The sequence below is a fragment of the Lysobacter sp. Root76 genome (genome assembly GCF_001428685.1).
Taxonomy (GTDB): Bacteria; Pseudomonadota; Gammaproteobacteria; order Xanthomonadales; family Xanthomonadaceae; genus Lysobacter.
Map to the genome: position 1 here is coordinate 652,848 of NZ_LMIK01000001.1, position 26,007 is coordinate 678,854.

Consider the following 26,007-nt stretch of genomic DNA (forward strand, 5'->3'; position numbering starts at 1 on the left):
TCGCGTCGCTGCCTGGCCGTAACCCCGGCATTCCACTGCGCGGTCGCGGCTTACGCCGCTCCTACCCCACAGCCCCGGCGCGGGCGATGCCTCGCGACGCGCCGATGAATAGCGGGACGCGGCCCCTTAGACCAAAGTACTAGCCTCGATGCCGCACCGCGCATTGACCCGCGCGGACGCAGGGGCGACGCTGCCGGAGTCCATTCGGAGGGTCGTCATGAAAGGTCTGTCCTGGCTCGGCTGGGGGCTGATGGCGGTGCTGGCGGCGTTCTGCCTCGGCACCGTGGCCCTGAACCGCGGCGAATCCATCAGCGCGATGTGGCTGGTGGTCGCGGCGGTATCCACGTTCACCATCGCTTACCGCTTCTACGGCCGCTACATCGCCCAGCGCGCGCTGATGGTCGATCCCTCGCGCGCGACCCCGGCCTGGCGCCGCAACGACGGTCTGGACTACGTGCCGACCGAGAAGAGCGTGGTGTTCGGCCACCACTTCGCGGCGATCGCGGGCGCCGGCCCGCTGGTCGGCCCGGTGCTGGCCGCGCAGATGGGCTACCTGCCCGGCACGCTGTGGATCCTGTTCGGCGTGGTTCTGGCCGGCGCGGTCCAGGACATGCTGGTGCTGTTCTTCTCCACCCGCCGCGACGGTCGTTCGCTGGGCGAGATGATCCGTGCCGAGATGGGGCCCGCGGCCGGCGTGATCTCGATGATCGGCATCCTGATGATCATGGTGATCCTGCTCGCGGTGCTGGCGCTGGTCGTGGTCAAGGCCCTGGCGGAAAGCCCCTGGGGCACTTTCACCGTCGCCATGACCATCCCGATCGCGATCTTGATGGGCGTGTACCTGCGCTACTTCCGTGCCGGCCGCATCCTCGAGGTCTCGATCATCGGCTTCGCCCTGTTGCTGCTCGCAATCTGGCTCGGCGGCCGGGTCGCCGCGGATCCGACCTGGAGCGCTGTCTTCCACCTCAAGGGCACGACCCTGGCCTGGCTGATGATCGGCTACGGCTTCATCGCCTCGGTGCTGCCGGTGTGGTTCCTGTTGGCGCCGCGCGATTACCTGTCGACCTTCCTCAAGATCGGCACCGTGCTGGTGCTGGCGCTGGCCATCGTGATCGCGGCGCCGCAGCTGCAGATGCCGGCGATGACCCAGTTCGTCGACGGTACCGGCCCGGTGTTCTCGGGCAAGCTGTTCCCGTTCCTGTTCATCACCATCGCCTGCGGCGCGGTCTCGGGCTTCCACTCGCTGATCTCCTCGGGCACCACGCCCAAGATGATCTCCAGCGAAGGCGACATCCGCCTGGTCGGCTACGGCGGCATGCTGATGGAGGCCTTCGTCGCGATCATGGCCCTGATCGCCGCCTGCGTGCTGCAGCCGGGCGTGTACTTCGCGATGAACGCGCCGGGCGCCCTGATCGGCACCACCGCCGAATCGGCCGCCCTCGCGATCTCCAACTGGGGTTTCGTGATCACCCCCGACGTGCTGACCGCGACCGCGAAGGAGATCGGCGAAACCACGATCCTCTCGCGCACCGGCGGCGCGCCGACCCTGGCGGTGGGCATGGCCCAGATCCTGCACGGGCTGATCCCGGGCGAAGGCATGATGGCGTTCTGGTACCACTACGCGATCCTGTTCGAAGCGCTGTTCATCCTGACCACGATCGACGCCGGCACCCGCGTGGCGCGCTTCATGATCCAGGAGCTGGTCGGCCTGGCCTATGCGCCGTTCCAGCGCACCGACAGCTGGGTCGCCAACATCGCCAGCACCCTGCTCGCGGTCTCGATGTGGGGCTATTTCCTGTACCAGGGCGTGGTCGATCCGCTCGGCGGCATCAACACGCTGTGGCCGCTGTTCGGCATCGCCAACCAGATGCTCGCCGGCCTGGCGCTGGTGTTCTGCTGCGTGGTCATGGTCAAGATGAAGCGCGAGAAGTACCTGTGGATCCCGCTGATTCCGACCGTGTGGCTGCTGATCTGCACCCTGACCGCGGGCTGGCAGAAGCTGTTCGATCCCAACCCGAAGATCGGTTTCATCGCCAATGCGCGCAAGTTCGCCGACGCCGCCGCGCGCGGCGAGGTGCTGGCGCCGGCGAAATCGGTCGAGGAGATGCAGCGGGTGGTGTTCAATAACTACCTCGACGCCGGCCTGACCGCGCTGTTCGTGGCGGTGGTGATCGCGACGGTGTTCTTCGGCCTGCGTGCCGCGTTCGCGGCGCGTCGCAACGCCGCGGCCACAGCGAGGGAGAGCGATTATGTCGCGCTCGAATCGCTGGCTCGCTGACGCCGGCTTGCTGGTCTGGTCGCTGCTGTCGCGCTGGTGGCGCACGGCAGCGCAGACCGCGCGCCTGGCGATCGGGATACCGGACTACGACTACTACGTCGAGCATATGCGCCGCGCCCACCCCGGGCTGGAGCCGATGTCACGCGACGCCTTCTTCCACGAACGGATGTTGGCGCGGTACGGGAAAGGCCGGTCGCGCTGCTGTTGAGGTGATCGCGCAGCAACGGAAAAGGCCGCCCCAGGGCGGCCTTTTCTTTGAGTTCGTATGCGATCCGCAGGACTCGCCGCAACCCTCTCCCGCATCGCGGGAGAGGGAGCCTGGCATCACTGGCCGATGTGCTGCTTCAACCAGCCGTTGACCGTGTCGTGCCAGAGCACGCTGTTCTGCGGCTTCAGCACCCAGTGGTTCTCGTCCGGGAAGTACAGGAACTTGGACTCGATGCCCTGGCGCTGCAGCGCGGTGAACGCGCCCAGGCCCTGCTCGACCGGGATGCGGAAATCGAGCTGGCCGTGCACCACCAGCATCGGCACGCGCCACTTGTCGACGTGGTTGACCGGGTTGAAACGCTCGTAGTTCTTCGGCACCGCGTAGGGCGTGCCGCCCTGCTCCCACTCGGTGAACCACAGCTCTTCGGTGGCGTAGCCCATCATGCGCTGGTCGAACACGCCGTCGTGGTTGACCAGGCACTTCCACGGCTGGTTCCAGTTGCCGGCGATCCAGTTGACCATGAAGCCGCCGTAGGACGCGCCCAGCGCGCAGGCCTTGTCGCCGTTGAGGAAAGCGTACTTCTTCTGCGCCGCGGCCCAGCCCTTCTGCAGGTCTTCCAGCGGGCGATCGCCCCAATGCTGGCTGATCGCGTCGGTGAAAGCCTGGCCGTAGCCGGTGGAGCCGTGGAAATCGATCATGACCACCGCGTAACCCTGGCCGGCGTAGGTCTGCGGATTCCAGCGGTAGCTCCAACCGTCGCCGAAGCTGCCCTGCGGACCGCCGTGGATCAGGAACGCGACCGGATAGCGCTGGCCCTCCTGGTAGTTCCAGGGCTTGACCACGTAGCCGCGCACGGTGTCGCCGTTCCAGCCCTTGAACTCGAACTGCTCGTAATCGCCGAAGGCCACGTCCTTGAGCATCTCGCCGGCGCTGGGCGTGATCGCGCGCTCCGGCGCGCCGTCGACGCCGCCGACGAAGATCTGGTCGCCGCTCTTGAGGCTGTTGCGGGTGAAGGCGAAGGTCGGGCCGCCGCGCACCAGCGAAGACACGCTGCCGCCGCCGATCAGGCGGGTCACGCTGCCGTCCTCGATACCGATGCCGAACACCGGCAGCTGGCCCATGTCCTGGGCGGTGGCGTAGATGGTCTTGCCGTCCTTGGACAGGACGATGTTCTCGGCCGAGCGGTCCCATTTCGGCGCGATCTCGCGGCGCTGACCGCCGCTCAGGTCCAGCGCGATCAGGCCGAAGCGGTCGGCCTCGAAGCCCGGACGCTTCATCGCGCGGTAGTACAGGGTGCTGCCGTCGGCGCTGAACACCGGTCCGGTGTCCCAGGCGGGATTGTCGGGCGTGAGGTTCTTCGCCGCGCCGGTGCCGTCGGCGTTGACGCGGTACAGGTCGAAGTTGGTCGACCAAGGTTCCTTGGCATCGGCCTGGCGCGCGCTCAGCACCAACGACTGGCCGTCCGGCGCCCAGGCGTATTCGGCGCTGTCGCCGAACGGACGCGAGGGCACGTCGCCGATGACGTCGGCACCGATCAGGGTCGCGCTGGCGATCGGCTTGATCGCACCCTGCTTGTTCGCCACCGGCAGCGTGGCCACGAACACGCGGTTCAGGCGGCCGTCGTTCCAGGCGTCCCAATGGCGCACGAACATGCGGTCGAAGACCACGCCGCTGGCCTTGTTGGCGGCGCGCTGGTCGAGGCGCTTCTTGCTGCAGCCCAGGTCGGCGGCGCAGTCAGCGAAGGTTTCGGCGCTGAACGCCACGCGCTTGCCATCGGGCGAGAGCTGGTAGCTGCCGACATCGGCTGCGAACGCGGTCAGCTGCTTGGGCGTGCCACCGCTGGCCGGAATCGCGTATAGCTGCTGGCTGCCGGATTTCGCACTGAGGAAGTACACGGTGTGGCCGTCGGGCGAGAAGCTCGGCGTGTTCACGCTCCAGCCGGCGGGCGTGAGCGGCTGCGGCGGCGCCGCGTCGCGCGCGAACAGGTCCTCGACGTACAGGCCGGTGCTGGACTTGTTGGCGGCGAAGTCGACCTTGCGCTTGGCGAACACCAGACGGCGGCCGTCCTCGGACACGGTCGGCGAGGACACCCGGTCCAGGGTGGCCAGATCGCGTATTTCAAAGCCGCGCTGAGCGGCGGTGGCGGGCAGCGCGGCCGCGATCAGCAGCGGCAGGACGGCGTGACGCAGGTTCATGGGAACTCCGGGCGGGGCCAAAACGCCGATGGTAGGGGTCCGGGCCGGGGGCCGCAAAGGCCGCAGCCGGGTCGGGGCGGGTCCGGCCGGCCCCGCCCGCGCCGCTATACTCCATCGATTGTCCCGAATGCCCCTCCCTACGGAGCCCGTTGTGACCGTACCCGCAACCGCACCTCCGCCGGTCCACGGCGAGTTCTTCGGCCATCCCAAAGGCCTGTACGTCTGCTTCTTCACCGAAATGTGGGAGCGCTTCTCGTTCTACGGAATGAAGGCGCTGCTGTTGCTGTACCTGCTGAAGTACCACCGATTCACCGACGACGACGGCTACGACCTGCTCGGCGCCTACGGCGGCCTGGTCTATGCCATGCCGGTGATCGGCGGCCTGCTGGCCGACCGCTACCTGGGCATGCGCAAGGCGGTGGTGCTGGGCGGCGTGCTGCTGGTCCTGGGCCACCTGGGCATGGCCTACGAGGGCCACGCGGCCACCGTCGTCAACGGCGTGGTCCACCGCGACCAGGGCGCGCTGCAGGTGTTCTACCTGTCGCTGGCGCTGATCATCATGGGCGTGGGCTTCCTCAAGCCGAACATCTCGACCATCGTCGGCAAGCTGTACCCGGAAAACGATCCGCGCCGCGATTCGGGCTTCACCCTGTTCTACGCCGGCATCAACATCGGCGCGCTGTTCGCCAGCCTGATCTGCGCCTTCCTGGGCGAGACCTACGGCTGGAAGTACGGCTTCGGCGCCGCCGGCGTCGGCATGGTCGCCGGCCTGATCATGTTCATCTGGGGCCAGAAGTACCTCTACGGCCACGCCGAACCGAACAACCCGGCGCTGCTGCGCGAGCGCGTCGCCGGCCTGGCGCGCGAGTGGTGGATCTACCTGGGCGCCATCGGCGGCGTGGCGGTGGTGTGGCAGCTGATCCAGCGCACCTGGACCGTGCACGGCGCCATGCATCTGATCGCGGCCGGATTCCTGGCCTGGTTCATCTGGTTCCTGGTCGCCAAGTGCAACAAGGTCCAGCGTGAACAGATGATCTCGCTGGTGCTGATGATCGTCGGCGTGCTGATCTTCTTCACCCTGTACGAGCAGACCTACGGCAGCTGGATCACGTTCACCGACCGTCTGCTGACCAAGGACCTGTTCCCCAGCCTCAGCAACGTGAGCACCAGCACGCTGCCGTGGTCGCTGTTCCTGCTCGCGGCCAGCCCGTTCCTGATGATCGTGGCCCTGAAGGCCAGCGACAATAACAACGCCGGCTTGGCCAAGGGCATGGTGGCGCTGCTGACGCTGGGCCTGGGCGTGGCCTGCTTCCACGACGTGGTGCTGGTCCCGCAAACCGCGGGCTCGCTGACCTTCCTGGGCGCGTTCTTCATCGTCGTGCTCTCGCCGATCTTCGCCTGGCTGTGGCCGTGGCTGGAAAATCGCGGGCTCAACCCGAGCAAACCGGCCAAGATGGCGATCGGCCTGATCGTCGCCGGCCTGGCCTTCGTGCCGCTGATGCTGGCCGCGCAAGCCACCGCCGGCGGCGCCATGGCCAGCGTGTGGTGGCTGGTGCTGGCCTACTTTGTGCTGGAAGTCGGCGAGATGTGCCTGTCGCCGATCGGCTTGTCCGCGGTCACCCAGCTGTCGGTGGCGCGCGTGGTCGGCCTGATGATGGGCGGCTTCTGGCTCGCGACCGCGTACTCGGAAGTGCTGGCCGCGCAGTTCGGCAAGCTGGCCTCGCTGGACCTGCCGGAAGGCGCCGCGGTCGACTTCGCCACTGCGAGCGCCAAGTACGGCGACCTGTTCCAGCTGATGATGTGGATCGGCATCGGCTCGGGCGTGCTGTACTTCGTGATCTCGCCGCTGCTGCGCAAGTGGATGCATGGGGTGAAGTAAGGGCCCGGCCTTCCGCGCAGGATCCAAAGAAAAACGGCGCCTCGCGGCGCCGTTTTTTTGTGGCGGATCGCTGCAGCCGGACTCGAAGCGAACCCGACTTTCGGCCCGGCCGCTTACTTCCCCGCAGCGGGCTTCGCCGCCGCAGGCGCGGTCGCGACCTGGCCGCCGAGGCTGCGCGCCAGGAACGCCAGCAGCTTGGTGTAGTACTCGCGCTGATGGGCAGCGGTGTAGAAGCCGTGGCCTTCGGTGTCGTAGTACAGCGTTTCCACCGGCGTACCGGCCTTGCGTAGCGCCTGCTCCATCATCTTGCTGTGCGAGATCGGCGCGCGCTCGTCCTCGCCGCCCGCGGCCAGAAACACCGGTACCTTGATCCGGTCGGCCATGCGCGTGGGCGACACCGCGCCGAGTTCCTCGCGGCTGCCGATCCACTCGCGCAAGTAGGTTTCGCCCGAACCGCGACGCTGGATATCGCCGGTGTTGTGCATGCTGGGCAGGTCGTAGACGCCGACGTAGCCGGCCGCGCACTTGTACAGGGTCGGCTCCTTGGCCGCACCCATCAAGGCCGCATAGGCACCGTAGCTGGCACCGTAGATGCAGATGCGGCCGCTGTCGGCGACGCCCTGCTGGATCGCCCAACGGGTCGCGTCGGTGACATCGTCCTGCATCTTGCCGCCCCACTCGCGCGCGCCGGCGTGGACGAAGGCGCGGCCATACCCGCCCGAACCGCGGAAATCGACCTGCAGCACCGCATAGCCGGCGGCGGCCAGCATCTGCGCTTCCTCGTCGAAGCCCCACGGATCCTGGATGCCATACGGTCCGCCATGGGGCATTACCACCATCGGCAGATTCTTGCCGCTGCTGCTCTTGGGAATGCTCAAGTAACCCTGCAATGCCAGGCCATCGCGCGCCTTGAGCGATATGCTGCGCTTCTCCGCCATTTCCGCCGGATCGAACCAGTCGCGCCGGCTGAGCAGGTGCTCGGCCCTCTTCGCGGTGGTGTCGAACAAAAAGAAGTCGCCGGGATTGTTGCCGCCGGACACTTCGACCAGGGCCAGGCGCTGATCGCTGGTGCGCGAGGTGATGCGCACCGGATCGCCGCCGAACGCAGATTCCAGACTCTTGTACAGGCGCGATTCCGGCGCGGCGGTATCGAAGAACTTGGTGATGCGCTTGCCGTCGACGAAGAACGCGCCGACCGGCGTCGCCGAATTGCTGCGGTAAATGAAACCGGCCGGATCGACCTTGGCATCCTGTAGCAAATCGGTGCGCTTCTGGGTAGCGATGTCGTAGGCGACGATCGCGTCCGGCCCATTCTTGCGCTCAGCCTGGAAGTAGGCCGTCTTGTCGTCGGCAGAGAAACCGATCGGGTATTCGATGCCTTCGCCGGTGTTCTCGGCGCTGATCATCTCCCATTCCGCACTCTCGCTCTTGCGGTAGTAGAGCTTGCGGATACGGTCGATGCCGAAACCGCTGGCGAAACGCACCAGTCCCTGGTTGTCGGTGATGAAATCGGCGTTGCGCACCGGCGCGCGCGCGAGAGGCAAGCGGCGGCCGGTGTAGACGTCCATCTTTTCGACCCGGGTATAGGGATCGTCGGCGAACGGCTGCACCGAGATGATGATGTTCTTGTCGTCGTTCGGCAGGTCGTCGACCACGAAAGCTGCGATCTGCTCGACCTTCTTGGGCTGGATCTTGGTGCCGAGCCCTGCACCCTGCACGCTCTGGCCCACCAGCAAGCCCGGCTGGGTGCCGTCTGCATTGATCGCGTAAAGGTTGCCGTCGAGCCGCGGCTGATCGAGCGCACCGATCTTGCGCGCCATGCTGATCACCACGCGATCCGGATTGACCCACCAGAAATCGTCGACGTGCGTGTTCTTTTCAAGACGGAAGTTCGCCGTGACCTTATTGTCGGCCCGGCGCAGGATCACCAGCGCGGTCTTGTCCTCGAACGGAACGGTCGCGGCCAGGTAATCGCCGTTGGGCGAAATCTTGACGTCGTTGAACTGATCCTTCTTGATGTAGGCATCGACATTGACCGCCGACGCCATCGGCGCCGCAATCAGGCCGGCGCACAGCGCGGCCGCACTCAACCACTGCTTCATTTCCTAACTCCCCTGATTTCTATGTACCTGTAGGCACGCCCTGCGGAAAACGACTGCGGCCACCCGGATGGGTGGCCGCAGATGCAACGGACGAACGCGCGCGAAGGGCTCAATTGGCCTTCGACGCGCCCCCGACCTTGACCTTGCCGCCGATATGGCGGTCGAAGAAGTTCAGCATCTCAGTGTACAGACGCTGGTTGTTCTCTTCCTTATAGAAACCGTGCATTTCGCCGGACTGGATGATCATGCCTTCCGGCGGATTGCCGGCCGCGATCAGCGCCTTGTTCATCGACTCGGTGTTTTCCGGCGGGCAGCGCGGATCGCGCGCGCCGGCGGCGAGGTAGACCGGAATCTTGAACTTGTCGGCGTGCTTGACCGGCGACATCGCGTCCTGCTCGGCCTTGGTCTTGCCGAAAGCACGGGCCATGTAGCGACGGCCGCTTTCGCGGTCGGAGGTATCGCTCTTGGTCAGCTGCACGTCGATGTCGTAGGCGCCGACGTAACCGAACGAGCACTTGAACAGCGTCTGGTCGATGGTCGGCGCCATCAGCGAGGCGTAGCCGCCGAAGCTGCCGCCGTAGATGCAGACGCGGTCGCCGTCGGCGTAACCCTGGTTGATGGTCCACTTCGTGGCGTCGATGATGTCGTTCATGATGCCGGTGGCCCAGGTGCCGTAGCCCATGTCCTGGAAGCCCTTGCCGAAGCCGCCCGAGCCGCGGTAATTGATCTGCATCACCAGGTAGCCGCGGCTGGCGAGCATCTGGGTTTCCCAATTGAACGCCCAGTCGTCGCGCGGGCCCATCGGGCCGCCGTGCACGTTGACGATCATCGGCAGGTTCTTGCCGTCGGAACCGTTCGGGATGGTCAGGTAGCCATGGATCTTGAGGCCGTCGCGGGTGGTCATCGAGAACGGCTTGACGCTCGCCATCTTCTTCGGGTCCAGCCACTTGCGGCCCTGCATCAGGAAGCGCGCCTTGCCGGTGTCGCGGTCGTACAGATAGAGCTCGCCCGGGTTCTTGTCGCTGACCACCGAGACCACGATCTTCTTGCCGTCCTTGGTCGCGCTGGAGAAACGCACCAGCTGGCCCGGGAACGCGCCGGCGAGCGAGGCGTAGATCTCGGCGTCGGGATGCTTTTCATCGACCATGGTCACGCGCGGCGCGCCGGCCTCGGTGATCACGCCGAGGATGGTGTCGCCGTCGGCCGAAGTGATGTAGCCGGCCGGGTCGGAGACCGCGTCTTCGAACAGGCTATTGAAGACGCCGGTGGCTGGGTCGATGGTGCCCAGGGCTTCGGGCTTCTTGCCGTCGCTCTGGTTGGCGTAGATCAGGCCGTCGGTGGAGGTGCCGATCACGCTCAGGTGCTTGCCCGAGCTCTTGGAACTGTTGATCAAGGTCCACTTGCCGTCGTCGCCGCGGCGGTAGAGCTCGTTCTGGCTGTCGAAATTGCCCTGGGCGTCTTCGTCGTCGTAGCAGATGGCGAAGCGCGGCGCCTTGGCGGCATCCAGCGCGATCTCGCAATTCTCGCGCGGCGCGCGCGCCAGCGACTTGCGGCGGCCGGTCAGGGTGTCGAACAGTACCAGTTCGGTGCCCGAGCCTTCGCTGGAACGCGGCGAGGTCACCGCCATGATCACATTGACGTCGTCGTCGCGCAGCGTGTCCAGCAACTGGAAGCGCTCGTTACCGACCTGCTTGCCGCGCTGGGTGGCGTCGCGGGTGCCGTAGAACACCAGCGGTCGCGGCTGGGTGCCGTCGGCGTTGACGCCGTACCACTCGCCGGTACCGAAGGGCTGGGCATAGCGGCCGAGCTTCTTGACCGAATTGAAGATCAGACGCTCGGGACTGACCCATTCGAACTGACCCACGCTCTTCTCGTCCGGCAGCTGATTGACCTTGACCACGCTCAGGTCCTTGGTGCGCAGCACGGTCAGGACGTCCTGGTCGCCGCGGTCGACGGTCAGCGCCAGATACTCGCCGCTGGGCGAGATCTTGGCGCCGCTGTAGGTCGGATGGCGGACGAAGTCGGCGATCGAGGGCGCGCCGGACGGCGCATCGGCGGCTTGCGCAGAGGCCGCGCACAGCGCCAGGCCCAGCACCGCGAGGTGCAGCTTTTTCATTTCGGTTATCCCCTAAAACGACGCGAAAAAACGGCTCGCGCCTAGCCTACCGCATCCAACGCGCTTGGGCACCCGGCCCCCTACCCCAAGCGCGCCGACACGGAGACTTTGCCTAATCTGTCGCCAGAGTACGGTCCAGGGCCGCGCGCCAGTCCGGCAGGTCCAGACCGTAATCGCGGCGCAGGCGCGTGGTGTCCAGCACCGAATAGGCCGGACGCCGGGCACGCGTGGGGTAGTCGGCGGTGGCGATCGGATGCACGCTCGGCCGGCGTGCGATCAGGCCGCGCTCGAAAGCGCTTTCGAAGATCGCCTCGGCGAAGCCGTGCCAAGTGGTTTCGCCGCCCGCGACGAGATGCCGTATGCCGGACTCGGCCACGCCCTGGCGCAGGATCTGCGCGCTGACGTCTGCGATCAGCCAGGCCGGCGTCGGCGATCCGATCTGGTCGGCGACCACGCGCAGTTCGTCGCGCTCGGCGCCGACCCGCAGCATGGTGCGCAGGAAATTGGCGCCGTGGGTGGCGTAGACCCAGGCCGTGCGCAGGATCAGATGACGCGTGCCGCTGACCGTGATTTCGCGCTCGCCGGCGAGCTTGCTGGCGCCGTACACGCCCAGCGGCGCGGTGGCGTCGTCTTCGCGATAAGGGCGCGTGCCGCTGCCGTCGAACACATAGTCCGTCGAGTAATGCAGCAGCGGCGCGCCGCGCATCGCGCAGGCCCGCGCGATGCGCCCCGGCGCCTCGGCGTTGATGCGAAACGCCAGCTCGGGTTCGTCCTCGGCACGGTCGACTGCGGTATGCGCGGTCGCATTGACCACGATGTCGGGCGCGACCCGCTGGAACAACGGCGCGATCGCGTCGAGTTCGGCCAGGTCCAAGGCCTCGCAGCGGCCGCCGTCGGGCAGCTCGCCGCTGCGCGTGGTGACCACGACCTCGCCCAACGGGGCCAGGCTGCGCCGCAGTTCCTGGCCGACCTGGCCGTTGCCGCCCAGCAGCAGGATCTTCATGCGGAATAGACAGGCAGGCGGTCCGCCGGGACCTCGGCCAGCAAGGGCGCGCGCGCGTCCTTGTCCGACAGGCTCGGCTCGCTGATCGGCCAGTCGATCGCCAGCGCCGGGTCGTCCCAGCGGATGCCGGCGTCGGCCTTGGCATCGTAGGTCGCGGTGCACAGGTAGGTGAACACCGCGCGCTCGCTGAGCACGGCGAAACCGTGGGCGAAGCCTTCCGGTATCCAGAAGTGGCGCTTGTTCTCGGCGCTCAGCAGCACCGCGGCCCAACGGCCGTAGTGCGGCGAGCCGCGGCGGATGTCGACCGCGACGTCCCAGACTTCGCCTTCGATCACCGACACGTACTTGCCCTGCGGATTGGGCCACTGGTAGTGCAGGCCGCGCAGCACGCCGCGCGCCGACGAGGACATGTTGCCCTGGACGAAGTTCGGCGACAGACCGTGCTCGGCGAGCTTGTCGCGGTTGAACGATTCGAAGAAATAGCCGCGCGCGTCGCCGAACACCTGCGGTTCGATGACCACGCAGCCCGGCAGATCGGTTTCGATCACTTTCACGGCACGAACCCCCGCTTGGCCAGGCCCAGCAGATATTGGCCGTAGCCGTTCTTGGCCAGCGGCGCGGCCAGTTCGATCAGGCGGTCGCCGTCGATCCAGCCGTTGTTCCAGGCGATCTCCTCGGGACAGCAGATGCGCAGCCCCTGGCGCGCTTCGATGGTCTCGATGAAGTTGGACGCTTCCAGCAGCGACTGGTGGGTACCGGTGTCGAGCCAGGCATAACCGCGGCCGAGCTGCTCCAGATGCAAGGAGCCTTCTTCGAGATAGCGGCGGTTGAGATCGGTGATTTCCAGCTCGCCGCGCGGCGAAGGCTTGAGATCGGCGGCGAAGTCGCTGGCGCGGCCATCGTAGAAGTACAGGCCGGTCACCGCATAGTTGGAACGCGGCTGCTCCGGCTTTTCTTCCAAGCCGATCACCCGGCCCTCGCCATCGAACTCGGCCACGCCGTAGCGCTCCGGATCGTTGACCCAGTAGCCGAATACGGTTGCGCCCTGTTCGCGCTGGTCGGCGCGCTTGAGCATCGCGGTCAGGCCCGGGCCGTGGAAGATGTTGTCGCCCAGGACCAGACAGCTGGGACCGCCGGCCAGGAACTCGCGGCCGATCAGGAACGCCTGCGCCAGGCCGTCGGGGCTGGGCTGCGCGGCGTATTCGATGTTCATGCCCCAGCGCGAACCGTCGCCGAGCAAGTGGCGGAACAGCGCCTGCTCGTGCGGGGTGTTGATGATCAGCACGTCGCGAATGCCCGCCAGCATCAGCACGCTGAGCGGGTAATAGATCATCGGCTTGTCGTACACCGGCAGCAGCTGCTTGCTGATCGCCTGGGTGATCGGATACAGCCGGGTGCCGGAGCCGCCGGCGAGGATGATGCCCTTACGATTCATGGTCGTCCTCAAGCCTGGCCGATGCGTTCGAGTCGGTAGCTGCCGTCGAGCACGCGCTGCACCCACGGCTGCTGCTCGAGGTACCAGTCGACGGTGCGCGCCATGCCCTCCTCGAAGGTCACGGTCGGCGCCCAGCCCAGTTCGCCCTGCAGCTTGGAAGCGTCGATCGCGTAGCGGCGGTCGTGACCCGGGCGATCCTTGACGTAGGTGATCAGCGACTCGCGCTTGCGGCCGTCGGCGAGCGGGCGACGCTGGTCGAGCAAGGCGCAGACGGTCTTGACCACGACGATGTTCTGGCGCTCGGCGTCGCCGCCGACGTTGTAGGTCTCGCCCAGGCGACCGGCTTCGAGCACGCGCCGGATCGCGGCGCAGTGGTCGCCGACGTACAGCCAGTCGCGCACGTTGAGGCCGTCGCCATAGACCGGCAGCGGCTCGCCGGCCAGCGCCTTGGCGATGATCAGCGGAATGAGCTTTTCCGGGAACTGGTACGGACCGTAGTTGTTCGAGCAGTTGGTGGTCAGCACCGGCAGGCCGTAGGTGTGGTGGAAGGCCCGCACCAGATGATCGGACGCGGCCTTGGACGCCGAGTACGGCGAATTCGGCGCGTAAGGCGTGGTCTCGGTGAATTTGCCGGTATCGCCGAGGGTGCCGTACACCTCGTCGGTGGACACGTGCAGGAAACGGAACGCGTCGCGGCCCGGCGCATCCAGCGATTTCCAGTAGTCGCGGCTCTGCTCCAGCAGGCTCAGGGTGCCGACCACGTTGGTATGCACGAACGCGGCCGGGCCGTCGATCGAACGATCGACGTGGCTCTCGGCGGCGAAGTTGATCACTGCGTCGGGACGGTGCTCGCGCAGCAGGCGTGCGACCAGTTCGGCATCGCCGATGTCGCCCTGCACGAACACATGGCGCTCGTCGCCGTCCAGCGGGCCCAGAGTGTCGAGGTTGCCCGCATAGGTCAGCGCGTCCAGGTTCACGACCTTGACGCCGCGCTGCACCGCTTCGAGTACGAAATTACCGCCAATGAACCCGGCGCCGCCGGTCACCAACCAAGTAGACACTCAACCACTCCCTGCTCAAGAAAATTAGACCGTACGTCCCCGCCGTGACCGGCCCACCCCTATGGCGCGGACCGGGCCGGATCGGAAACCGCCGGAACGATACGGCAGGCGACCTGAAAGGACCCATCACACCGGTGAGCAGCCGGGGTCCGGCAGCGCCCGAGTCATGCAAGCGAATGATTCTAATACTTTCTTTTTACGGCCGATGCCGCGCAGGGCCGGCCTGGGCGCCGTTTCGGCGCGCGCCCCGCGGGCCGGCCAGCGGGCTCGTTCAGGCATCGCCACGGGGGCAAAGCCTTGCGCGGCAAGGCCCGGGGACGAGGATCCGGCAGCCAGGGACGGGCCTGCCTGAACGAAGGACTCGGACACCCATGCACGCTGCGGGTACGCGAATTCAGGCGCCAACCCACGGAAAATATGGCGATTCGGTGCTGAAGCTGTGGCCTGGGCCCCTGCCCGCCGACGGAATGCAGGCTTTGCGACGGCGCTCGCGTTTCCGGGGCCGACGATTCGGCGGGATGCGCTGCCGCCGCAGCGGGCAGCGCTCAGTCGGCGTCCGTACCGGCCTCGACCGCCGCCCGCACAGCCTCGGTGTCCTGCCCCAGCATCGGCGCGGCGAACGGCGCCGGCCCCGGCGTGCGGCCGAACTTGATCGACTGCGCGACCGCGCGGTAGCGGCCGACGCGCGGGTGCTCGATGGTGCCGACGATGCCCTCGGCCAGCACCTGCGGATGCTCGAACATGTCTTCGATGCGGCGCGCCGCCGCGCACGGCACCTCATCGCCGAACAGCGTCTCCCATTCCATCGCCCCGCGCTGCGCCAGTGCTTCGTGCAGGCGCGGCACGATCTCGGCCGCATGTTCGGCGCGTTTGCGCACGCTGTCGTAGCGCGCCTGCGCCGCAAAGTCGTCCAGCCCGGTCTTCTCGCATAGCGCCTTCCAGAAGCGCGGGGTGTTGGCGGAGATGTAGATGTGGCCGTCGCGGGTGGGATGAATGCCGGTGACGCCGCCGGAACGCATGTCGCGACCGATGTCCAGGGACTCGCCCTCGGCCCAGATCATCCGTGCCGACTGCATGGTCAGGGCGCTGCGCAGCAAGGACACGCCGACGAACTGGCCCTGACCGCTGCGCTCGCGCTCGAACAGCGCCGAGGATACGCCGGCGGCCAGCAAGGCCGCGGTGTAGTAGTCGACGACCGAGCCGTAGATGATTTCCGGCGGCCCGCCGCGCCGGCCTTGCAGCGCGCACATGCCGGTCATGGTCTGCAGCACCTGGTCGTAGCCGGCCTTGTCCTTCATCGGACCGGTCTCGCCATAGCCGGTCACCGCGCAATAGATCAGGCGCGGATTGATCAGGCTCAGGCGCTCGAAATCGATCCCCAGCCGCTGCGGCACGCTCGGGCGGAAGTTATGCACCAGCACGTCGGCGTCGCGCACCAGCTTGAGCAGGACGGCATGGTCGGCAGCCTGCTTGAGGTCGAGCACGATGCCGCGCTTGCTGCGGTTCACGCCGAGAAAGGCGCGGCTTTCGCTGGGCAGCGTCGACGGGTACTGGCGCAGGTTGTCGCCGTCGGGCGGCTCGATCTTGATCACGTCCGCACCCTGGTCGGCCAACAAGGCGCAACCGTAGGGACCGGCGATATAGGCGCTCAGGTCGAGCACGCGCACGCCGGCGAGCGGACCGGACGGATTGGCGCGCGCGGCGCCCGGATCAGGTGGGAATGCGTCCATACGCTGCGTATCCATGAAACTCCTGACGTGGTGCCCGATGCACTTTGCGCCTTGGGCGCGAACCGAACCAGACAGGCCGCATATGTTCTGGCGCCACAAAATCTTGCTTGGCGATTCGCGCGCCTGCGCTCATGGCGTCGGCTCCGGCGCCAGCGACATCCAGGTCAGCCGCCAGGCGCCGTCGACGCGGCCGCCGGCGCGGTAATAAGGCGCGAACACCAGCGGCGAGCGGTAGCCCAGGCGCAGCTCGATGGTCGGCTCGCCGTCCCTGTCCTGCGCCGGCAACAGCCAGTTCTCCTCCGGCGTCGAGGGCAGCCGCAGCGTTTCCTCGGTCTTGAAGCCGTCGATCAAGCCGGATGCGTAGACCAGCGGTCCGCGGCTGATGCCCAGGTATTCGAAATGCAGCACTTCCTGGCGCACCGGGCTGCCGTCGGGCGCGCGCGATTCCTGCACGTTGCGGTTGATCGCGCGATGACTGCGCGGCGCCATCGGAAAATGCAGGCTCACCACGTCGCCGTCGCGCCAGACGCGGTCGAGCACGGCATAGGCGCCCTGCTCGACCGCGGCGCTGGCCGTTTCGCCGTCGACGCGCACGGTCGCGCCTTCGGCCCAGGACGGCACACGCAACTTCAAAGTGAACTGCGCCTCGCGCTCGACGCTGACGCGCAGCTGCACGTCGCCCTCGAACGGGTAGCCGGTCGCCTGCTCCAGGCGCACGCGGCCCGCCGGGCCCAGCTCGATCTCGGCCCGGCCCGGCCCGTACAGATTCACCGCGAGGGTGGCCTCGTCGATGCGCGCATAGGCGATCGCCGGCAGTTCCTCCAGCGCCATCGCGCCGCTGGACTTGCAGCAGCGCCAATAGGTGGTATGCACGCGGCGCCCGTTCGGGTACACGTAATAGCACCAGTCCTCGCCGTTGGGCGCCTGCGCGCCGAGCAGGTCGTTATAGGCCGAACGCTCGATCTCCTCGGCGTAGCGCGGGTCGCCGTCGATCGCGAGCAGCTCGCGGTTCAACTGAATCCAGGCCAGGGTCGAACAGGTCTCGACGTAGCCGTGCGGACTGAATGCGCCCGGCGCGTTGAACACTTCGCGCGAGCGATGCGCGACGCCGCCCCAGGGACCGCCGCCCAGAGTCAGATGCTGTTCGCGGATGCTGCGCCACAGGCGCTCGACCGCTTCGCGATAGGCGGAAATGCCGGTGGCGCGATGCAGCTTGGCCAGGCCGACCAGGTTCCAGGCCAGCTGATAGGCCTTGCCGGTCGCGATCTCGGCCGCATCGGCGCCGGCCAGGGCACGGCTGAGCAGTGCCAGTTGCGGATGCCGGTCGGCCTGCTCCAGCACCGTCGTCGCCAGGTCTAGATAGCGGCGCTCGCCGGTCGCGAAGTAGAGCTCGGTGGCGGGGTCCATCAGCACCGTCGCCGACATGCCGTGGTGGTTGCCCAGTTCGGTGATGTCGATGCCGCCCTCGCCCAGCGTGCGCGCGCACAAGTCGCCGATGCGGCGCGCGGCCTCCAGATAACGCGCCTCCGGGAAATGGCGGTTGATTTCCAGCAGCCCCAGGATCAGATAAGCGTGGGTCCAGATGTCCCAGGTGCGAACGCTGGGCGCGCCGTCCCAGCTGATCGGCTTGGGCGGCTGCTTGCGCATGAAGCGTCGCTCGGGCGCATAGGTGCCGAGATAGCCATCGGCCTCCTGGCTCGCGACCAGGAAATCGGCCACGCGCCGCAGCCGCGCCAGCAGGTCGGCATCGCCAGAGCGCGCCGCGGCCTTGGCGGCGGCGACCATCCACTTGCCCGCGTGTTCGCCGTACCAGTCGCCTTCGCGGTTCTGCGCGCGCAGCTCCGGGGCGAAGATCGCGATCGCGGGGCTATGTTCGTCGACGATGAAACGCGACAGGCGCCCGGCGAGGTTGGCGTCGAGCGCGTCGCCGAGCAAGCCGTCGAGGTGGACGGCGATCGCCGCGTTGCTGGCGGGAATCCGGCTCATCGCGTCAGGCCGCATCGACGACGCAGCGGAAACCGATGCAGCCCGAGCGGTCCTTGCTCGGCGCCATCAACAGATATTTTCCGTGCTGGTCCAGCCGGTGCGCTTGCGGGAAATACCAATGCGAGGTCTGCGGCTGGTAGGAGCTGCCGCCGCGCAGGATCGCCGCGCGCGTGTGTTCGTCCTGGTACTCGTCGGTCCATTGCCAGACGTTGCCGACCAGGTCGAGCACGCCGAAAGGACTGGCCCCGGCCGGATGCGCGTCGACATCGTCGGGCGCACGCAGATGTCGGCCGCGGTTCGTAGCAGGCACCGCATCCTCGCGCCAGGCATCGCCCCAGGGGTAGCGACGGCCGTCGCCGCCCTGCGCTGCGTACTGCCACTCCCATTCGTGCGGCAGGCGTTTGCCGGCCCAGTGCGCGTAGGCGCGTGCGTCTTCGAGCCCGACCCAGGTCACCGGCTTGCGTTCCCAGCCCGGCGGCGGCGCACCGTCGATCCAGTCGCGCAGGTAATTGTGGGAATCGCGCGGGCGATAGCCGCTGGCCTCGACGAAGCGCCGGTATTCAGCGTTGGTCACCGGCGTGCGGTCGATATGGAACGGCCGCATGCGCATGCGCTGACGATGACCGCGACGCGCGCTGGACTCCCAGGGGTATTGCACGTCCACGCCTTCCCAGGTCTGGCCCTCGATCTCGACGCCGCCGACCACGAAGTCGAAGTCGCCGGCGGGGATCGCGATCATGCCCGGCGGCGGCGTCTGCGCCGGCGCGGTCGACTCGATCGGCACCAGCACCTGAGCCAACGCGCGCCACTGGTTCGAATAGTCGCGCAAGGGCGTGGCCGCGCGTTCGGCCATGCCGGCGAGGAAGGCGCCGAGCCCCTCGACTTCGGCACCGGGCGCCAGCGCCGCGACCGCACCGAAGCCGCGGCCTTCGATCGCGAACTCGAACACGGCGCGGCCGCCATCGATCCGCGGCGCCAGAGCGACACCGTTCCAGGCATCGTAGTAACGCGTTCCTTCGATGTGCGGCACCGCCAACTGCTCGCCCGCGACTTCGTACTCGTTACGGTTGACCAGCGTCCACAGGGTCACGCCGTCGCGCGGGAAGCGGCTGGCGAACACGCCTGCCTGCAAGGTGCGCTCGTACGGGCGCCAGTCCAGGCTGACCATGCAGTCGGCGAAGCGGCGCTCGATCGCGGCGATGCCGCGCAATGCCTCGGCGTCGCGCGGGGTGAGCTGGTTCCACAGGCCCCAGATGTTTTCCCAGGCGTTGTAACCCACGCCGTTGAAGAAGATGTATTGCAGGTCGTGGTTGCGGTCGCGGCCCCAGCGGTTCTCGTAGTTGATCATGTGGCGCGGTTCCAGCCACTTGAACTTGGCCACCGGCGGCACGACTTCGTTCGGCGCCTTCTTGCCCCAGCTCTGCACGTTCCAGATCAACGCCTCCTCGGCGCTGATGGTCGATTCCGGTTGCAGTACCACGGGGTGACCGAGCGCATCGCAGGCGTCGAAGAAGGCGCGCGGCACGCCGTTGTAGGTGTCGCCGTTGATGCCGTCGGCGCCGACCGCCTTGACCAGCTCGGCCATCGACTCCCAGTCGTTGCGGCCGTCGTCGCGGGTGCCGTTGTCCCAGGGCATGGTCGGCAGCAGCACGCGCACGCCATGGCGATGGAATTCGGCGATGGCGCCGCGCAGGCCCTCGATGCCGCCCGGCAGGTCGCCGGCCAGGTCGAACTGGTTGCGATCGTCGACGCCGATGTTCGGATACACGTGCCAGATCAGCACGCTGTCGATGCCGCCGTAGCGGCGCTTGAGGTCGTCGAGGTAACGCTCGACGGTATAGCGGCCTTCGACCGGATCGTAGAAGTAGCGGTCCTCGGCCATCATCTGGGCATGGACGAAGTTGCGCTGGGCCCATTGCAGCTCGGGGCGGCGGTAATTGGCGTCGTCGTAGCCGATCCGGGTCAGGTGCTCGCGGCGCCAGTCGATCAGCTCGGCGATCCAGTCGTCGACCGAGCCGTCGACATCCATCTTCCAATGCCCGATCTCGGCGAATGGCCAGCCCGGCGCCTTGCCCGGCAGCGGCAGGTAGCGCTGGGTGGTGACGTGCGAGAACTTGTACTCGCTGCGCACCGGGCGGCGCTCGTCGCTGTCTGTGCCGTTGGGGTCGGATGCGGGTTGGTCGGGGCTGGGATTCATCGGTTCGGGCGGCATCGAAAGAACGGAAAGGGGGACGATACGAATCGGGATCAGGGCGGCGCGGCGGCAGCTGCCGGCACCGCCTGTTCGCCTGCGAGCAAGGCATCGACCTCGGCGCGCGCGGGCACGCTGGATTGTGCGCCCGCGCGCGTGCAGGCGAGCGCCGACGCTGCGCTGGCCCGGCGCAGCGCGGCGGCGTAGTCCTCGCCCGCGGCCAGCGCCGCTGCCAGTGTGCCGCAGAACGTGTCGCCGGCGGCGGTCGTATCCACCGCCGCGACCGGGTACGCAGCCTGATGCAGAAACTCGCCGCCGACACGCGCGCAGCAGCCGCGCGCGCCCAGGGTGACGATCACGCACGGTATGTCCAGGCGCGCCAGCGCGGCTTCCAGATCGCCGCGCACGCCGGTGATCGCAGCGAGTTCGCCTTCGTTGACCACCAGTACGTCGACCGCTTGCAGAAGACCGGGAGGCAGGGCGCCGGCAGGCGCCGCGTTCAAGATCACCGTCGTCCCGGCGGCACGCGCGGCCCGAGCCCAGGCTTCGACCGTCGCCAGCGGCGTTTCCAACTGCAGCAGCAGGTGGCTGACCCCACCCAGGTTCGGCAGGTGCTCGGGACGCAGCGCGGCGTTCGCACCCGGCGCCACGGTGATCGCGTTCTCGGCGTCGTCGGACACGCAGATGAAGGCGGTGCCGGTCGCGCAGCCGGCCATGCGCAGTGCGTGCAGGTTCACCCCGGCCGCCTGCAGCGAACGTTCGATCACTGCGGCGTGGTCGTCGTCGCCGAACGCAGCCAGCATGCGGGTAGGCGCGCCCGCGCGCGCGCAGGCCACGGCCTGGTTCGCGCCCTTGCCGCCGGGATAGGTCGCGAAATCGCGCCCGAGTACGGTCTCGCCCGGTGCGGGCACATGCGCGGCGCGGACCACGAAGTCCAGATTGGCCGAGCCGGCCACCAGCACGGTACCGCTCATGGCGCCAGTCCTTGATAGACCAGCGCATAGAAGCGTCGCGCGATCCGCGGCAGATCGACGCGGTCCTCGCGCGGCAAATGTTGCAGCATCAGGATAGCGACCAGCTTCTCCTGCGGATCGAGGGTGTAGCTGGTGGAGGCCGCACCCGACCAGCCGAATTGCCCCACCGATCCCGCCTGGCCGCGCCGCGCCGGATCCAGCACCACATAGCCGCCCAGGCCGAAGCCCTCGGCATCGCTGAACTGGGTCACCGGCGGATCGAGCATGGTCAGATGATTGCGCAGCATCAGCTCGACGGTCTTGCGGCCGAGCAGGGTTTCGCCGTCCAGCGTGCCGCCGTCGAGCAGCATCTGGCAGAAGCGCGCGTAGTCGCCGGCGGTCGAATACAGGCCGCCGGCGCCGCTGCTGTAGGCATTGAGCGGCGCCCCGGGTTCGCGCGCGCTGGGCCCGTCGTCCAGGCGCAAACGGCCGTCGTCGCCCATCGTGCTGATATCGACCACGCGTGCCCGCTGCGCCATCGGCACCTGGAAGCCGGTGTCGCGCATTCGCAAAGGGCTGAAGACGCGTTGCTGCAGGAACACGTCGAACGGCTGACCGCTCACGACCTCGACCAGGCGCGCCGCGGTTTCCAGCGCCGCGCCGTCGTAGCCGAAGCGGGTGCCCGGGTCGGCAGCCAGCGGCACCCGGCTCAGGCGCTCGACGAAGCCGCGCAGATCGCCGGCCGCGTGCGGATCGGCGCGCCGCAATAGTTGCAAGGCGATATCGTCGCCGGGACGCCCGGCGGCGAAGCCGGCGGTGTGGGTGAGCAAGTGCTCGATCGTGATCGGCCGGGCTGCGGGGCGCAGCTGCGGCGCGTCGGCGCTGCCGCCGGCGACCACCTGCGATGCATCGAAATCCGGCAGATAGCGCGAGATCGGATCGTCCAGCGAGATCCTGCCCTCCTCCATCAGCATCAGCACCGCGACCGAAGTGACGGTCTTGGTCATGGAGTAGATGCGAAAGATGTCGTCGCGCCGCATCGGCTGGCTGCGTGCCAGATCGCGATAGCCGTAGGCGCGCCAATCGACGATGCGGCCGTTGCGAGCGATCAGGGTCACGCCGCCGAGATAGCCGCGCTCGTCGGTGGCCTGAGCCATAAACTCGTGCAACCGCTCCAGGCGTGGCGCCGAATAGCCCTCGCTGGCCGGTGCCACCTGTGGTAGGGCCGCAAGCTCCGCCGCATGCCCGGACGCCATGGCGAACGCGCACCACGCCGCCATGCCCATCGCCATCCCGCGGCGCCCGGCAACGCGGAAAAAAGAGCCGCCGCGGGACGGGGACCCGACGGCGGCGATTCGAAGGTGTCGCGCCACTTTCTGTGTCAGAACTTGATCGTGTGAGTGAGCGAGACCATGCGGCCGCGACCGGCCCAGTAGTTCTGGAAGCCGCCCGGCGGCTGCGACCAGCTCAGGATGTACTGCTTGTCGAGCAGATTCTCGATGCCCAGCGAGAAACGGCCCCAGCGTTCGGTCTCGTAGTTCATGCCCAGGTCGAACAAGGTGTAGCCGTTGGTCTTCTCGGTGAAGCTGAAGTTCTGGCCGTCGAACGCCCGCACGTCGGTACCCGACAACTTGCGCGAGAACAACGTGGTCGCGCCCAGGGTGATGTCGCCGTGCGGGACGAAGTTCCAGGTCACCGACCAGGCGAACTTGTCGGGATTGATGTCGAGCACGCCCATGGGCCGGTTCAGGCCGCCCGCCGGATAACGGCCGGCCGCGTCGGCGGACCAGAACGAGGTCTTGCCGCGGGTATGCGAATAGACCGCGCTGAACTTCCAGGCCTCGGAGAAACGGTAATCGCCGGCCAGCTCGTAGCCCTTGATCCGCACCGGCGCACGCAGCAGCACGAAGTCGTTGGTGATGGGATCGATCGACAGCGACTGGCCGAAGTCGGACTTGGAATCGTAGTGCGAGGCGCTCAGCGAGCCGCGGCTGCCGCGCCAGTTGAAGCCGAACTCGGTGTTGTCGACCACGATCGCGTTGAGGTCGAGCAGGTCGCCGACGCTGATCTGCGGATCGTTCGGGCAGCCGTCGGGCTGGGTGCCGTCCGGGTTGTCGTTGGAGCACTGGATGTTGCGCAGCGGGATGCCGACATTGGCCAGGGTGAAGCCCTCGCCGTAAGAGCCGAACACCGAGAAGCCCTCGTTGATGCGCCAGACCACGCCGCCGTTGACCAGGTTTTCCTGGTAGTCGAGGGTGCCTCCCTTGACGAAGCGACGGTCGCGGAACCAGGTGGTGGTGTAGTCGTCGACGTGCAGCTCGCCGTCCTCGCGGCGGATGCCGCCGCTGAAGGTCAGCGGGCCGACGTCCCAGGACAGCTGCATCCACGGCGCCCGGCTCTTGTATTCCATCGGCGGCACCCAGACCCGGTTGGTCAGGGCCAGGCGCTGCTCGGCGGTGTCCTCGACCAGGTCCAGGCCGACGCGCAGTTCCAGCCCGGCGACCGAGAACAGCGACGGCCGGGTCCAGGACGTGCGCAGGCCCTTCTTGTTTGTCACGATTTCGGACTGATCGTAGATCGTGCCGATCGGCGCGATCAGCGGGTCCTGGCGGTCGGACGAATTCTCGACCAGGTAACGCATCGCCTGATCGGCCTTGTAGGCGTTGACCAGCAGGGTGCCGCCGCCGAGATCGAAGTGGCTGTAGGTCAGCTGATACTGCTTGAAATCGTTGAACGCGGCCTTGGAGCCGAAGATCTGCCCGGGCTCGGACGTGTTGGTGCGGGTCTCGCCGCAGATCGCGAACTCTTCGGGCCGGCAGCCCAGCACCTGGATGTAGTTGGCCTTGCCTTCGATCTTGAAGTGACTGACCGAACCTTCGATGCGCTGCGAGCCGTCGGCGCCGAAGTTGTAGCCGGCCTTGAGAAACAGGTTGCGCGCTTCGGAGTCGGCGACCGAGCCGCTGGTGTTCATGCCAACGCGGCGGCCGTCGGCGTCGTAGCTGATGCCGCGGTCGATGATCGAGGCGCTGGCGAGCATGTCGAACTCGCCGTCCTTGCGGGCGAAGTTCAGGCCCAGCTTCCAGCCGTCGCTGTCGTCGCCGAACTGGGTCGAGTAGCGCGAGATCAGGGTGACCTCGTTGCCTTCTTTGGTCGGCGCCGCCGACAGATAGTTGATGATGCCGCCGGCCGCGCCGATGCCTTCGGAGGCCGAGGGACCGTTGATGACCTCGATCCGACCGACGATGCCCATATCGGTGAAGGTGGCGTTGCGGGTGCCCTCACGCAGCGGCGAGCCCTGCGGCACGCCGTCGAACAGACGCAGCGCGACGCGGCCGCGCAGGTTCTCGCCGGTGTTGCTCATCGCCTGCGAGGATTCGGCGTAGCCCGGCACCGAGCGCGCCAGCACCGCGGTCGCGTCCTCGGTCAGGACCAGGCTGCGCTGCACTTCTTCCTTCGACACCAGGGTGATCGCGCCCGGGATCTTGTCGACCGCCTTCGGGCTGCGCGTACCGGTGACGACGACGCTGTCCAGGTCGACCGCGGAGCTGTCCTTGCTTTCGCTGTCGGCGGCCGTTTCGGCGTCCTGCGCACGGGCTTGTCCGGAGATGACGGAGAGCAGCAGGATGCTGCCGATCGCGGCGCTGAGTGGCTTGACCATGTCGTGTCTCGTAATGGGTTCGGATGGCGACGGATCGCGCCGTCGCGGCGTTGTCCGTGATCGATGCTGCGTGATCGGTAATGCGTTGGAACCGCGCTGGCCGCGCTTCGCTCTGGCGACGCCCCCCGACGTCCCGGCAGTCCGTTGTAGTGCAAGCGAGCGTATGCGCTAGGCCGCGGGCATAGAACCGCTGCGGGCTATGTTCAGAGACTAGGTTTTGTTGCTTGAGTGCGCAGGAAAAATGTCGCATTGCAACATTTCCACGCGGACCGCGTTCGGCGCGACACGCACGACCGCTGCGCGGGATCAGCCCTTCTGCACCTGCATCGCCTTTCGGCTTTCCTGCAGGAACACCGTCACCAGCCGCACCCGCACGCTCGAGCGCGACCATACGATGCCGATACGGCGCGTGGCCGAAGCGTCGGGCAGCGGGATGCGCGCGAGCTTGAGGCCTTCCGGCCAGGGCTTGGCCCAGTCCGGAACCAGCGACACGCCCAGGCCGCGATCGACCATCACCGCGATCGCGTTGAGCGCATTGAGTTCGAAGCGCTCGCGCGGAACGATGTTGGCCGCGCGCAGGTACTCGTCGGCCTGGCGCCCGCCCCACTGGTGGCGGTCGTAACGGATCAGCGGCTGGGTCGCGAGCAGTTCGTGCGGGTCGCGCTCGGCCATGCTCTGCGGCGCCAGCACGATCAGCGGCTCCTCGCGCAGCAGCTGCCATTCGCAGGTCTTGGGCAGCGGGAACGGCGCCTGCAACACCACCGCAGCGTCGAGGTCGCCCTTTTCCACCGCATGATAGAGATCGGCCGAATAGCCCGGCTTGATGAACACGTTGATCTGCGGAAAGGTCTCGACCATGCGCGCGAGCACGTCGGGCAGCATGCCGGCCAGCGCGGTCGGACAGGCGCCCAGGCGCAGCTCGCCGGAGACCCCGCTTTCGTTGGCCACGCTGCGCAGGTCGGCGACGCTGCGCAGCAGTTCGCGCGTGCGCGGCAGGATCCGCGAACCCTCCTCGGTGACACTGACCGTGCGGCCGACGCGGGCGATCAGCGGGGCGCCGATCTCGCGCTCCAGGGTCCGGATCTGCTGCGCGACCGCGGCCGGAGTAATGCCCAGCACGCGCGCCGCCGCGGCCATGGAGCCCTGGTCGACGACGGTCACGAAAGTGTTGAGGAACTGGGTTTCCACGGCGGCTCGCTGCTGCTGTCCGGC

17 protein-coding genes are annotated in these 26,007 nt (G+C 67.5%); 3 read left to right on the plus strand and 14 right to left on the minus strand.

Annotation, left to right across the window (positions count from 1 at the left end; all coding sequences use genetic code 11):
* Positions 1 to 217 precede the first annotated feature (217 nt).
* Together ASE10_RS02700 and ASE10_RS02705 are read left to right on the plus strand one after the other, a co-directional pair.
* Positions 218 to 2,278, plus strand: coding sequence for a carbon starvation CstA family protein (locus tag ASE10_RS02700; protein ID WP_055902879.1), 2,061 nt, complete (start codon positions 218 to 220; stop codon positions 2,276 to 2,278).
* On the plus strand, positions 2,250 to 2,486 hold the full coding sequence (locus ASE10_RS02705; protein WP_055902881.1) for a YbdD/YjiX family protein: 237 nt from the start codon (positions 2,250 to 2,252) through the stop codon (positions 2,484 to 2,486). The genes ASE10_RS02700 and ASE10_RS02705 overlap by 29 nt, the downstream gene beginning before the upstream one ends.
* 116 nt (positions 2,487 to 2,602) lie before the next feature.
* On the opposite strand, the gene ASE10_RS02710 is transcribed toward ASE10_RS02705, so the two are convergent.
* Positions 2,603 to 4,681 carry a S9 family peptidase gene (locus tag ASE10_RS02710; protein WP_055902896.1) on the minus strand — a complete coding sequence of 693 codons (2,079 nt, stop codon included), beginning with the start codon at positions 4,679 to 4,681 and terminating at the stop codon, positions 2,603 to 2,605.
* Positions 4,682 to 4,832: 151 nt separating this feature from the next.
* On the opposite strand from ASE10_RS02710, the gene ASE10_RS02715 reads away from it, so the two are divergent.
* Complete coding sequence (locus ASE10_RS02715) at positions 4,833 to 6,560, plus strand: oligopeptide:H+ symporter (RefSeq protein ID WP_055902899.1); 1,728 nt, start codon at positions 4,833 to 4,835, stop codon at positions 6,558 to 6,560.
* Between the two features lie 113 nt (positions 6,561 to 6,673).
* Here the strand turns inward: ASE10_RS02715 and ASE10_RS02720 are convergent, their stop codons facing one another.
* The 13 genes from ASE10_RS02720 to ASE10_RS02780 form a co-directional block, all read right to left on the minus strand.
* Positions 6,674 to 8,662: a S9 family peptidase gene (locus tag ASE10_RS02720; RefSeq protein ID WP_055902902.1), complete on the minus strand. Its 1,989-nt coding sequence runs from the start codon at positions 8,660 to 8,662 to the stop codon at positions 6,674 to 6,676.
* Between the two features lie 109 nt (positions 8,663 to 8,771).
* The gene (locus tag ASE10_RS02725) at positions 8,772 to 10,778 is read right to left on the minus strand and encodes a S9 family peptidase (RefSeq protein ID WP_055902905.1); all 2,007 of its coding nucleotides are present in this window, start codon (positions 10,776 to 10,778) and stop codon (positions 8,772 to 8,774) included.
* Positions 10,779 to 10,890: 112 nt separating this feature from the next.
* The gene (rfbD, locus tag ASE10_RS02730) at positions 10,891 to 11,781 is read right to left on the minus strand and encodes a dTDP-4-dehydrorhamnose reductase (RefSeq protein WP_055902908.1); all 891 of its coding nucleotides are present in this window, start codon (positions 11,779 to 11,781) and stop codon (positions 10,891 to 10,893) included.
* Positions 11,778 to 12,335, minus strand: coding sequence for a dTDP-4-dehydrorhamnose 3,5-epimerase (gene rfbC, locus ASE10_RS02735; RefSeq protein WP_055902911.1), 558 nt, complete (start codon positions 12,333 to 12,335; stop codon positions 11,778 to 11,780). Before rfbC ends, rfbD begins: the two co-directional genes overlap by 4 nt.
* Positions 12,332 to 13,216, minus strand: coding sequence for a glucose-1-phosphate thymidylyltransferase RfbA (gene rfbA, locus ASE10_RS02740; protein ID WP_055902913.1), 885 nt, complete (start codon positions 13,214 to 13,216; stop codon positions 12,332 to 12,334). Before rfbA ends, rfbC begins: the two co-directional genes overlap by 4 nt.
* 8 nt (positions 13,217 to 13,224) lie before the next feature.
* Positions 13,225 to 14,277, minus strand: coding sequence for a dTDP-glucose 4,6-dehydratase (rfbB, locus tag ASE10_RS02745; RefSeq protein WP_056305055.1), 1,053 nt, complete (start codon positions 14,275 to 14,277; stop codon positions 13,225 to 13,227).
* Between the two features lie 545 nt (positions 14,278 to 14,822).
* Positions 14,823 to 16,022, minus strand: a complete 1,200-nt coding sequence (locus ASE10_RS02750) for a CoA transferase (RefSeq protein WP_235565813.1) — start codon at positions 16,020 to 16,022, stop codon at positions 14,823 to 14,825.
* A gap of 114 nt (positions 16,023 to 16,136) precedes the next feature.
* Complete coding sequence (locus tag ASE10_RS02755) at positions 16,137 to 17,993, minus strand: beta-L-arabinofuranosidase domain-containing protein (protein ID WP_055902919.1); 1,857 nt, start codon at positions 17,991 to 17,993, stop codon at positions 16,137 to 16,139.
* Between the two features lie 4 nt (positions 17,994 to 17,997).
* A complete protein-coding gene (locus ASE10_RS02760; RefSeq protein WP_055902922.1) occupies positions 17,998 to 20,190 on the minus strand; it encodes an SUMF1/EgtB/PvdO family nonheme iron enzyme in 2,193 nt (730 codons plus the stop codon).
* A 50-nt stretch (positions 20,191 to 20,240) separates the two neighbouring features.
* Positions 20,241 to 21,158, minus strand: coding sequence for a ribokinase (locus ASE10_RS02765; RefSeq protein ID WP_055902925.1), 918 nt, complete (start codon positions 21,156 to 21,158; stop codon positions 20,241 to 20,243).
* Positions 21,155 to 22,294 carry a serine hydrolase domain-containing protein gene (locus ASE10_RS02770; protein WP_056305052.1) on the minus strand — a complete coding sequence of 380 codons (1,140 nt, stop codon included), beginning with the start codon at positions 22,292 to 22,294 and terminating at the stop codon, positions 21,155 to 21,157. Before ASE10_RS02770 ends, ASE10_RS02765 begins: the two co-directional genes overlap by 4 nt.
* Positions 22,295 to 22,518: 224 nt before the next feature.
* A complete protein-coding gene (locus ASE10_RS02775) occupies positions 22,519 to 24,795 on the minus strand; it encodes a TonB-dependent receptor (RefSeq protein ID WP_055902930.1) in 2,277 nt (758 codons plus the stop codon).
* A gap of 306 nt (positions 24,796 to 25,101) precedes the next feature.
* Complete coding sequence (locus ASE10_RS02780; protein ID WP_055902933.1) at positions 25,102 to 25,983, minus strand: LysR family transcriptional regulator; 882 nt, start codon at positions 25,981 to 25,983, stop codon at positions 25,102 to 25,104.
* Between the last annotated feature and the right edge of the window lie 24 nt (positions 25,984 to 26,007).